At 40.4% G+C, this 11,179-nt stretch carries 8 protein-coding genes; 2 read left to right on the top strand and 6 right to left on the bottom strand.

Annotated features, from left to right (window positions below; translation table 11 throughout):
- Positions 1 to 69 precede the first annotated feature (69 nt).
- Positions 70 to 2,598, top strand: coding sequence for an MMPL family transporter (locus tag Q0954_RS06625; RefSeq protein ID WP_299455227.1), 2,529 nt, complete (start codon positions 70 to 72; stop codon positions 2,596 to 2,598).
- An 80-nt stretch (positions 2,599 to 2,678) separates the two neighbouring features.
- On the opposite strand, the gene Q0954_RS06630 is transcribed toward Q0954_RS06625, so the two are convergent.
- Genes Q0954_RS06630 through Q0954_RS06640 form a run of 3 tightly spaced genes read right to left on the bottom strand, consistent with a single transcriptional unit; the run spans position 2,679 to position 5,855 of the window.
- Positions 2,679 to 3,590 (bottom strand): hypothetical protein, encoded by a 912-nt coding sequence (locus Q0954_RS06630; RefSeq protein ID WP_299455229.1) that lies wholly within the window; start codon positions 3,588 to 3,590, stop codon positions 2,679 to 2,681.
- Between the two features lie 17 nt (positions 3,591 to 3,607).
- On the bottom strand, positions 3,608 to 4,519 hold the full coding sequence (locus tag Q0954_RS06635) for a hypothetical protein (RefSeq protein ID WP_299455231.1): 912 nt from the start codon (positions 4,517 to 4,519) through the stop codon (positions 3,608 to 3,610).
- A gap of 37 nt (positions 4,520 to 4,556) precedes the next feature.
- Positions 4,557 to 5,855, bottom strand: coding sequence for an ATP-binding cassette domain-containing protein (locus Q0954_RS06640; RefSeq protein ID WP_299455233.1), 1,299 nt, complete (start codon positions 5,853 to 5,855; stop codon positions 4,557 to 4,559).
- Between the two features lie 469 nt (positions 5,856 to 6,324).
- Here Q0954_RS06640 and Q0954_RS06645 point away from each other — a divergent pair, with 469 nt between their 5' ends.
- A complete protein-coding gene (locus Q0954_RS06645; protein WP_299455236.1) occupies positions 6,325 to 8,538 on the top strand; it encodes a TonB-dependent siderophore receptor in 2,214 nt (737 codons plus the stop codon).
- A gap of 81 nt (positions 8,539 to 8,619) precedes the next feature.
- On the opposite strand, the gene Q0954_RS06650 is transcribed toward Q0954_RS06645, so the two are convergent.
- The 3 genes from Q0954_RS06650 to Q0954_RS06660 all read right to left on the bottom strand — a co-directional run.
- A complete protein-coding gene (locus Q0954_RS06650; protein ID WP_299455238.1) occupies positions 8,620 to 9,105 on the bottom strand; it encodes a hypothetical protein in 486 nt (161 codons plus the stop codon).
- 237 nt (positions 9,106 to 9,342) lie between these two features.
- Positions 9,343 to 9,852, bottom strand: a complete 510-nt coding sequence (locus Q0954_RS06655; RefSeq protein ID WP_299455241.1) for a GNAT family N-acetyltransferase — start codon at positions 9,850 to 9,852, stop codon at positions 9,343 to 9,345.
- A gap of 653 nt (positions 9,853 to 10,505) precedes the next feature.
- A partial coding sequence (locus Q0954_RS06660) for a transposase (protein WP_299455244.1) occupies positions 10,506 to 11,179 on the bottom strand: 674 nt, incomplete at its 5' end.

Here is an 11,179-nt window from a genome sequence, read left to right on the forward strand (position 1 = left end):
AATCCTTAGCTTTGCTCATTAGAATTTTAAAAATACCGGGTTATCATAAAACACCAAAACACGATCTTTATGTGGACTAAAATTGCCCATACCATACTCAAACGCCGTCCTGTATTCCTTGTAATTATTGCATTGATTACAGCTTTTATGGGCTACCACGCCCTGAAGGTGCAAAAGAGCTATGAACTTGCTCAACTAGTACCTCCGTCTGATGCAGATTTTAAATACCTCAAAAATTTTAAAGCCCAATATGGTGAAGATGGTAACATTGTGGCAATTGGTCTGAAAGACAAGAATGTTTATAAGCTTGCCAATTTTAATGAATTGAAAAAGCTTGCTGACGAGATAAAAAAGCTGGAGGGCATCACGCAGGTGTTGTCGTTGCCCCGCATGCAATACTTGGTAAAAGATACCGAAAGCCGCAAGTTTGTGGGCAAACCTGTATTTAGTGAAAAACCTGCTACCCAGCAAGAACTAGATAGCTTGCTCAACTTTGCCAAAACGCTCAAGTTTTACGAAAACCAACTGGTCAATGCCGAAAATGGTGCCACCTTGATATTGGCATCTATGAAGCGCGACATTCTCAACTCACCCGCCCGCGATGTACTCATCAAGAAGATATACAAATTAACCGATAAGTTTACCGAAAATACCCAGATTGAACTGCACTTTGCCGGAGTACCTGTGGTGCGTTCTATGATGATGACCAAGGTAGGCAAAGAACTTACACTATTGCTGGTAGTATCATTGGGAGCCACGGCTTTGATTTTATTTTTATTTTTCCGATCGCTCAAAGCGGTATTGTTTCCTATTGTCATCATTGCGGTGGTGGTGGTATGGACCATGGGGATGCTAGGGCTATTCCAGTTTGAAATTACCATTCTTACGGGGCTGTTACCACCTATCCTGGTGGTGATTGGCATACCCAATGCAGTATATTTGCTCAACAAATACCACCAGGAGTTTCGTCGTCACGGAAGTAAAATACGTGCCCTGAGTACCATTATCCGTAAAATTGGGGTGGTTACCCTGATGACCAATACTACCACTGCCATTGGCTTTTTTGTGTTTAGCTTTATGGAAATCACCATTTTGCGTGAGTTTGGTATTGTGGCCAGTATCAACATCATGAGTACCTTTGTGGTGAGCCTTATACTGTTACCAATCTTTTTCTCCTTTTTGCCCAAGCCCAAGCCCCGTGAGCTTACCCACCTCGACCGCAGGCACCTCAACGCTACGCTTACTACCTTTGCCAATATTGTATTCAATCACCGCAAAAAAGTGTATTTGGTATTGATAGTTATTTTGGCATTGAGTGGCTTTGGTATTTCTAAAATGAAAATGGTGGCGTTTATGGTAGACGATATTCCTCCCGAAAGCCGAATTAAACGTGACCTGGCTTTTTTTGAACAAAACTTTAGCGGGGTAATGCCACTGGAAATTGTGATAGATACACGACGCAAAAAAGGGGTAATGAGCTTACGTAATTTACAAAAGGTAGATGAGTTTGAAAAGGAATTGAGAAAAATCACCTTGCTCTCGCCTCCTGTATCTATGATCAATTTTATAAAAGCTACCCGCCAGGCATATTACCGAAACGATTCGTCGTTTTATAGCTTGCCCACCCGCAACGATCAAGGCTTTATTATACAATACCTCAAAACCAACCAAAAAGATAAAAAGGTAACCCCTACCTCTAAGTTGCTTACTGCTTTTGTAGACAGCACTGGACAAACCATGCGTATTTCGCTCAAAGTAGCTGATGTAGGCTCCATCAAGATGGATTCGTTGGTCAATCAGGTAGTACGGCCATTGGTTGCCAAAACATTTTACGAACAAAAAGCCGTTGACTACTCTAAGCTCAGCGATGAAGAACTCATAAGCGAAGGAGCCGATATTGCCCAGGATGTTGCCAGGGAGTTTTTTAACCCACGCAAGCTTAAAGTCAATATCACAGGTACCACCCTTTTGTTTATCAAAGGAAACAAGTACTTGGTTAACAACCTCAAAAACAGCTTATTACTGGCTATTTTACTCATCTCTATTTTAATGGCAGCGTTGTTTGGTTCCTTCCGGATGATTTTAGTATCTATTATTACCAATATTATTCCGCTGGCAATTACTGCCGGATTGATGGGCTTTCTGGGGGTGCCGCTTAAACCAAGTACTGCGCTTATATTTAGTATAGCCTTTGGTATAGCAGTAGATGACTCTATTCATTACCTTGCCCGTTACCGACAAGAGTTGTTTTTAAATAAGTTTAATGTGCCTGATGCTATTCTTAAAAGCTTGAGAGAAACGGGCACTGGAATGATTTATACCTCTATCATCTTATTTTTTGGTTTTATTGTATTTGTATCGTCCGAATTTCAAGGTACTGTATTTTTAGGTGGGCTTACCTCTATCACTTTAATGTCGGCTATGCTTGCCAACCTTATTTTGCTTCCATCTATGCTGCTGTCGTTTGACAATGGAAAGTACAGCAAAAATAAAATGCAAATTATCGAAGAGTATGACGAGTTTCACCTGGAACAAGACGACGAAGAGTTGGATACTGACTTAATCAAAGTGTATAAAGAGGACGAAGCAAAAGATTGATACTTGGTTCAAGTGCTCTAAAACAAAAAATGCCGTGTAACTTCAGAGCTACACGGCATTTTTTGTTTTTTAATGTTTACTTATTTCCTCAACATAGGGGCTACCATAGACTTGTACATAAAGCGTGTAATCAGGCTATAGATCAATATAATGGCTACAATATTGGTAAGCAACCATTTTAGACCCAAAAAGAGTTCACCTTCACTGTTGTAAGCCATTGCCAGATAGGCAGCACCATAAGAGCTGTAAATACCTAAAAGGTGTAACATCACAGGAAACAACCCTGGCAGCACCAACAAACAAAACAACGCCAGGCGCTTGGTGTTTTGATTATATGTTCTGTGGTAAAACTTATGCCCTACATAAGCTGCAAAGGCTAACAAATTGACCACATACATGCCAAGTGCTGCCTTGTTGAATATTTCTGCCAAAAGTCCACCTACTACCATACTATAAATAAAACCAAAGAAAATGACTAACACGATTTCTATGATCTTGTATTGACGTAAAATAAAGGGCAGTACTGAGGTAAAAGTGGCCATGCTCAAAAACATCTGTACCATAAACATGGCGCTTGTCTGATTACTGGGTCTGTCAAGTGTGCTAAGTGCCAACCCTACTATAGGCAAAAAGATGAGTGCCATGCAAAGAAAATTGAGCCCGGCAATGCCTATAAACCCTCCTAATGATAGTTTGCTATAGTCTATTTTTTGTTGATATTGAATATATAGCCAATATAAACCCATCAAAGTTGCCAAAAACATAGGAATACCTATAAACATTACAAAGTCGTCGCCTTCGTAGAAATAGTGATGGGCTGTGTTGCTTGCCTCTTGGTCGAAATGATCGCCAAACATATAAAACAGACCAAACAAAGATAGGGAGTAAAAGGCTACCCATATTATTTTAGAATGCCATATTGCCGGGTAGTTTACCAGCAAGTAATGGTCTAAACGTTTAAGAAATTCAGGTTTAATTTTGTCAAAAGCCATAGTGCGATAATATCTGTTTACTTTCGTTTAACGGGAAATACCATAGAACGATACATAAAATAAGCCAACAGGCTATAAGTAGTAAGGACAGTAACTACATGCAACACCATCCATTTCAGGGTAAAAGGATCACCTTTGAAACCCAAGGCATATTCATACGCGCGTTCTATTCTGTAGTTATAATACCCTGCATAGTAAGTAAAGGCAGGAACAACCAAAGGCAACGCCAACACACAAAGCAACGCAAGGCGCTTAAGATTTTGAGTAATCTCTCGTTTGGCAAATTTGACCAATACATACCCTAAAAACGCCAGGTAGTTTATTACAAATATAGTTACCATTACACTATCGCCTTTTACTTCTAATATTCCGGCAAAAACCAACGCTACCCCAATGCAATAAACAAAACCAAAAAAGATAACCAGCACGGTTTCTATGATCGTATATTGACGTAATATAAAAGGGAGTATAGAAGCTGCTGTAGCTAAAGTAACTACAGTTTGAATCCCCAGCCAGGTATTTTCAAGGTTACGGGGAAAGTCGAGTGTACTGTATGCCAAACCAATGGCGGGTAAAAAGAGTAAAACCACACAGGCAAAATTCAATAAAGTAGTAGCGGTAAATCCACCCAATGACAGTTTGCTATAGTCTATTTTTTGTTGGTACTGGGTATACAACCAATAAAAGAGTGTGAGTATACTTAAAAACAAAGGCAATATGCCAAACATGACCCGGTCTTGCCGTTCGTGGTAATAATAACTAAACTCTCCATTTTCGTAAGGCTCATAGTCAAACCGATCGCCAAAAAAATAAAACAAGGCAAATAAAGCCAGCGAATAGGTTCCTACCCAAAGTATCCGGGACTGCCATAAGACTGGGTAGTTGACTAATAAATAATTATCAATTTTTTTAAGAAATTCAGGTTTCATCGTGATCTAGTGTTTCAGTGTTTATGTATACGTTGGCTTACAAAAATAGCCTTTTGGCTGAGTTGCTAATGTTTCTGAAATACTCTACTTCTACATTGTTTTGAACGAGTGTTTCTAATATTTTCTGTCCGTCTAGTTCTTTACTGCCTGTAATCACATAAGACAAACCGTTGTGTTCTATCTCTGAAACAGGCAAACCAGTAAGTAAACTTTCCAAAGCCCTCTTTTCCAACACGCACGAAAGCTCGAAAAAGTTGTGAAGACGGGCATCTCCTATGTTATTTTTATCACCACTAAATACCATGCGTCCTTTTTGCAAAAACATCAGGTTATCGGCAATACTTTCTATTTCGTGTAAGTGCTGTGAACTAATAATGATACTTATAGGGTATTTGGCACTTTTGGCAAGGTCTTTCAAGTCGTTCAATACAATGCGTTGCGAACGTACATCCAAGTTGGCAAGGGGTTCATCTATTACCAACAGTTTGGGGCGCCACACCAAGGCTTTTGCCAAAGCAAAGCGCAATTTATATCCTCCCGATAGTTCTGACCATTTTTTGTCGGCGTGTTCGGTCAAGCCCAGGCGTTCAAGTATATAGGCAGTGTTTTGCTCGTTATACGCTCCCTTGATGTCGTGTTGCGCCAGCTCAAGGTGAATATTTTGCTTAAGCGTGCCGTGCCACGAGGGTAATTCTTGCTCTACATAGGCTATTTCAGACTTTACCTCAATCCAGTCTACCTTATCTTTACTGGCTTGATGCTTTTGCAACAACGGAAAAGCTATCACTCCGGCATCGTGTTGTAAATTCCCGGTAATTACTTTAAACAAGGTAGTTTTTCCATTACCGTTTTCCCCTACTACTCCGGTAATCTCGCCCAAACGCAGGTGCAAGTCTATGCCTGACAAACTAAAACCTGATTTTCGGTAATATTTGCTCAAGCCAAAACACTCCATCAAGATGGGCATGGTTTCCTTAAATTCTTCTCCTGCTACATTTGTCGGTTCAGTCGTTTCGGTTTGTACCTGTCGGGTATTCTCCGCGTTTACGTGCACCGCCAGCAAATATACATCAGCAATGTCTTGTTTTAATTGTCTGATACGTTGAGTAATCTCAGCAGTGCGCTGGAGGGCTTGTTCATAGGTGATGGTTTGGCTTTCCTGATCGCGGATAATTTGTTTTTGATTGGTGCTAATCTCCAAAGCAGCGTTTACATGGCTTGCATTGGTACTAAAATCTTGCACAAAATCAAGCAAGCGAATAATTGCTCTGGGCAGGTTTTTGTCATCCAATAACAAATCTATTTCTATGCCTCGATCATTGATACGTTTACTCATAGTGTTTTTATGGGTGTTAGTAACTGTATAGTTTCAGTTATAGTTTACTTGGTTTACCAAGTAATGTTACATTGACAACCTATTTAATCCGATCAAAAACCTACAATACCAAATAATTGATCTAAATAATGATAAAAAACAAAATATTTAATCAAAAAGTAACTATTAACACAAATTTTAAGTTTAAATAGAGTAACATTAAATGATCATGTTACTCTTCTACAACCTAACCATTCTGATAAGCAACCGTCCTACAGCCCAGCATCTAACCAAAGACACCACCAAAATAGCACTATTCAACATCTTTAAGAAAAATTTACCATCACCTGGAAGTTTCAATGCCTGATTTGCTCTGGTAATACAGACAATGTGATTGACAACTACGCTTGTGATAACTCATTTAGATTAGCTTTTAACTTTTTATTTATCTCATCAAAAAAAATATCCAGTGAAAAAAAGGACATTCATTATGGTGTTAGGCCTGTGGGGGTTCATTGCCCAGGGATTTGCCCAAATCTCTGACACCTCAAATACTCGCTTGTACAAACTGTCGGTAAGTGACATTTTAAGTACCAAAAGTACCCTTGCATCTGGGGTAAAAGAAACAGTACTGGATGCCCCTGCCTCTATGGTAGTACTTACGGCAAAAGACATTGCTGACAGAGGGTATACCAGTTTGCACGAGGTAGTAGCCGACCTGCCCGATTTTGACCTGATTCCGGTATCAGGGGGCAACTCTTACGTCAATGCTTACCAAAGAGGTTACCGTACTGTAAACACACAAAGAACCTTGTTTATGATAGACGGAGTCATTGCCAATGACTTATGGTCGCACATTGCTGCCTTTGGCGAACAGTTTCCAATGAGTTCTATCGAACGCATAGAGGTATTGTCGGGTCCTGCGTCGGTAGTGTATGGCCCTAATGCTTTTCTGGGCATTATCAATGTAGTAACTAAACGGGAAAAGTTTAGACGTAATAAGGGGAATATTAACTTTATCGGTGGCAGCAATCAAACTGGGGCAATAGATGCCAGTGTAAGGGGGAATGTAGCAGGCTTACGCTACTCTGTGTCTGGCCGGGCTTTTCGTAGCGAGGCTGAAGACATATCAGATCGGTGGCATTTTTTGTCGGATGATCTGTACGGCAATCAAGACATTTGGGGTCCATTACTTGGGCTCAAAATAAGGGGGGAAAGACTGGGACGTCACCGCAGCCTTAACGAAGAGTTTGGTTTAGTGGCCAATGTTGCCTATCGCGGGTTCGAAGCAGGCATTATTAAGTGGGTAAGATACAATGGCTACGGCAATGAGTTTGTGGCAGACCGTGCCCAAAACAATGCAGGTTGGAACAATAGTTCTAACCAGTACTATTTACGCCACAGTTTTGATAAAGGTAATATCAGCAACAATGCAACATTGCTCTACCGTAATTCGCGTATTTGGGGCGATTGGGCAGAGGCTGAACCAGACTGGAACCCAGGCAGAGAGGCTTACTCTTATGTGAGCTATACCAATTGGAACACCTTCAGTAGTAGTGTACTGTTTAGAGATAATCTAAACGTTAAACTCAGCAAGCACGTTCAGTTGCTTACTGGGGTAAAATATGAACGAAAAACACTTGCCAAAAACTACGATGTACCTGGTTATTGGACAGGGTCTTATAGTTCATTGACTTTAGAAAACCCCGATGGTCCTTATGGACAAGGTGGAGGTATTACACTTAGTACTGATCCCTCGTTTATTATATCGCCTACTCCCAACCGAGAGGTTCCTTCTGAAAATGAGGTAATCACCCACGATGTAGGTGGATATTTTTTGGGGGTATTTGATGTAGGCAAGTTTCGTTTCAATACAGGGATACGCTACGACCGCAACTCGGTATACGGGCAATCAATCAACCCCAGGGTATCGCTTATTTTTAAGCCCGACAGTCGCTCTGCTATCAAGCTATTGTATGGAGAGGCGTTTCAAGAGCCATCGCCACGTTCTTTGTGGGGGGGCTGGAACGGTAGAAGCGCTAACCCTGACCTGAAGCCGGAGAAAGTACAAAATATGGAAGTAAATTTACTGCATAAGTCGGGGCGTTTTTTACACGAAATAGTAGGCTACTATGCCTTGTATAACAATGTGATAAAAGAGGAAGCAGAAAATGCCGGACAACGTAAAATACTGGGGTTGGGCTACAAATTAAGTTACAACCTGCCTAACCCTTTGCCCAATTCGGGCGACATCAAGGGCTATTTGTATTATAACTATACTGATGTAAAAAGTGGCATTACCTACGACCACCAAGCGGGCGAATGGATAGATGGAGAAGCTAACCTGGGCGATATTGCTACACATAAGCTCAATGTAGGAGTGCATATTCCTATTCAACGATTTCATATCAATTTAAGAAGTAATATGGTAGGCGAACGAGAACTTTACCTCAGAAACCCACTCCGTGACCAAGATTACCGCTTGGCACCTTATGCTATTTTTAATGGAAATGTGGCGTATAATGTAGGGATGGTAAGGCTGATGATCAAGGTCAATAATATATTTAACCACCTGTATATGTTGCCAGGGGTGCGCAGTGCCAACAGTGGCAATGATTTTACCCAACGAAGTCAGGGCTACTACAACTCGTTGATTCCAGCACCGGGCAGGTCGTTTTTGCTCAATGCCATGGTGAGATTTTAGTTTCTACAGGTAATCGGCCACAAGCTGCAGGCGACAAGGTTAAACTCCTTGTCGCTTGTTGCTCGAAGCTGACTGCTTTTTCTACCCCAAATTTGTCGCTCGCTCTCTTTTGTTTTGCCTGTATCTTTCCGACAAATTCGACAGTGGTTGAGCCACAGTTTCACCCGATGCCTTAGCAGGTTGCATCATTTCATAAAACATTTTATCAAGGGTACCCACTCTTTGCGCTTTTTCAAGCTGGTTGCTTTGGGCAAGGTGTTTCTTGTAGCGAATCAATGCTGTAGAAATCAAGGCTAAATCTTCTTTTTGTATCTGAATTTTATTGGTGCGTGAGTTTTTTTGAGTTTTCGGAAAAAGCGATGGTGTGTTGTCATTGACAGCGGTTGTTTGTATTGATTTTGATTGTGTGTGCAAGATTGCTTGTTTTTCAATAGGCTTTTTTGTTTTATTTTTGGGAAGCTTTTCTCCTGTTTCATCTACTTCATAAGTCAAGCTTTTTATAAGCTTGTCAAACATAGCTCTGATGTTCCATTTTACCTCCGGAATATTGATGACGATTTTTTTCATGATGCTCGATGTTTTAAATAATTGGTATTATAAAAATCGGCAAAATTCCCGCCCGATTCAAATATTTTGGGTGACGATTTGGCGAGCAAAAGGGGTGACAAATAGGCTGAAAAACGTAAGCAATTGAAGCTGAAATAGTTCAATCAATCATGTAACTGACCACTGTGAAAAATAAAATTTCCGCGCAAAGCTGGCACGTTATTTTACCATTTTGAGGCTTCGATGTAAGTTTGTTTATTAGGTTTGAGCTGACACATCCAAATATTTTCGATAAAATTTCACATCCAAATCCATTGCTGGAAAACTGGTAGGAAGCGAATCTTTAGGAATTTCAATAAAACCGTTTTTTTCATAAAATCTATGGGCTGCCAAAAACCAGGCAGTAGTCCCCAAAAACACTTCTTGTATGCCTTGATGGATAGCCCAGGCAAACAAGCCATTGAGCAGCGCCAACCCTACTCCAAAGGTTTTTCCTCGATGATCTTCACGCACAAACATTTTGCGTAAAGCTGCCCAACGATTGCCAATGTCAAGCAGGGCAATAGTGCCTACTACTTGAGCCTCTGCATTGATAGCCAGCCAAAATTTACCATTCCATTTTTCACAAAAAGCAGGAATGTCACTGAGGTCAGGCTGATCGTCGAGCGTAATAGTACTGCCAAACTCTTTTTGCTGAATATGCAATACCATATCAATGATTTGTTGGCGGTATTGGTTTTGGTATTCTATGATTTGTATATGATGCATTGGTTATATATATTTAATAGTCTATAAGGGCTCTAGGTATGCCCTTTGGCAAATAGCCTTAAGCTTTTCACTTTTATAAGTTACTAAAAGTCAATATGATAGGAATTGTTCAAAAATAAATTTACACTCTGAGGGGTGATTTTTCGCCTTGATACTTCGTTATTTTTATTGCCCGTAGCGCTGCTATGGGCGCAAAAAATAGCCTCGTCTCAAAACAAAACCTCTACCTCAAGAATGGTAATTTAATTTCTCACCATTCCATAGAAAAAACATAGCCACCCACAGAACTGAGCATACCTAACACCTAAAACCCTTTCAAGGCTTTTAACTACGCTTTTTGTAAGTTACTGAAAATCAACGTGATATAAAAAGTGTAGATACTTGTGGAACAGGGTATACCTAGAACCTTGCACCTAGTACCTAGAACCTAGAACCTTGTCAGGGCTTTTAACTACGCTTTTTGTAAGTTACTGAAAATCAACGTGATATAAAAAGTGTAGATACTTGTGGAACAGGGTATACCTAGAACCTTGTCAGGGCTTTTAACTACGCTTTTTGTAAACAACTGAAAATCAACGTGATATAAAAAGTGTAGATACTTGTGGAACAGGGTATACCTAGAACCTTGCACCTAGTCCCTAGTGCGCCAGGAACTAAGTTCCTTTTATATTATATCCTTGCCATTGCTTGTCTTTATTAAACCCCTTGAATTTCCATTTGAAGGGCTTGACTAAGTAGGTATTATAGTATTGGATATATTTGTCAATTTCCTCCAATAAGTATTGTTTGGACTCAAAACTTTCTTTGTTAATGGCCTGCCTTTGCAGTTTGGCAAACCAGTTTTCAATGGGATTTAACCACGAACAATGTTTGGGTGTATAAACAAACCTGATCCGATGGGTCGGGTCTTCCAAAAAAAATTTACGACTTTCCATCGACTTTAAAATGCCTTTATACCTCTTAGTCCCCAAGTCTGCTTCGTACCCAATTTCTTGGGCTACCCATTCCACAAGTGATGCGGACATATGAGTATTCAGGTTATCAGCCAATATAATGAGTTGCTCTTCCCCCGCGTATTTGCTGACCAAACCCTGAATAAAGGCTAAGTAATCTTCCTCTTTACGAGTATCACTTAACATATGATGAACAACCTCTCCTTTACCCACTTCGAGCGCGGCTAGTAGGCAAGTGGTGCCGTGACGGATATATTCAGCCTCTATTCGTTGGCCTCCCTGATAAGAAACCATTTGACGTTCTAAGGCCTGAATACCTGTTTTTTCATCCACACTTATCAAACGGATTTTGCCTTCAATGGCTTGCAGGATCA

Origin of the sequence: uncultured Microscilla sp. (assembly GCF_947493425.1) — a bacterium.
Lineage (GTDB): Bacteria > Bacteroidota > Bacteroidia > Cytophagales > Microscillaceae > Microscilla.

Excerpts from the sequence above, each read along its gene's own strand:
- Q0954_RS06630 (WP_299455229.1), bottom strand. The coding sequence starts at position 3,590 with ATGGCTTTTGACAAAATTAAACCTGAATTTCTTAAACGTTTAGACCAT.
- Q0954_RS06625 (WP_299455227.1), top strand. The coding sequence starts at position 70 with ATGTGGACTAAAATTGCCCATACCATACTCAAACGCCGTCCTGTATTC.
- Q0954_RS06640 (WP_299455233.1), bottom strand. The coding sequence starts at position 5,855 with ATGAGTAAACGTATCAATGATCGAGGCATAGAAATAGATTTGTTATTG.
- Q0954_RS06655 (WP_299455241.1), bottom strand. The coding sequence starts at position 9,852 with ATGCATCATATACAAATCATAGAATACCAAAACCAATACCGCCAACAA.
- Q0954_RS06650 (WP_299455238.1), bottom strand. The coding sequence starts at position 9,105 with ATGAAAAAAATCGTCATCAATATTCCGGAGGTAAAATGGAACATCAGA.
- Q0954_RS06635 (WP_299455231.1), bottom strand. The coding sequence starts at position 4,519 with ATGAAACCTGAATTTCTTAAAAAAATTGATAATTATTTATTAGTCAAC.
- Q0954_RS06645 (WP_299455236.1), top strand. The coding sequence starts at position 6,325 with ATGGTGTTAGGCCTGTGGGGGTTCATTGCCCAGGGATTTGCCCAAATC.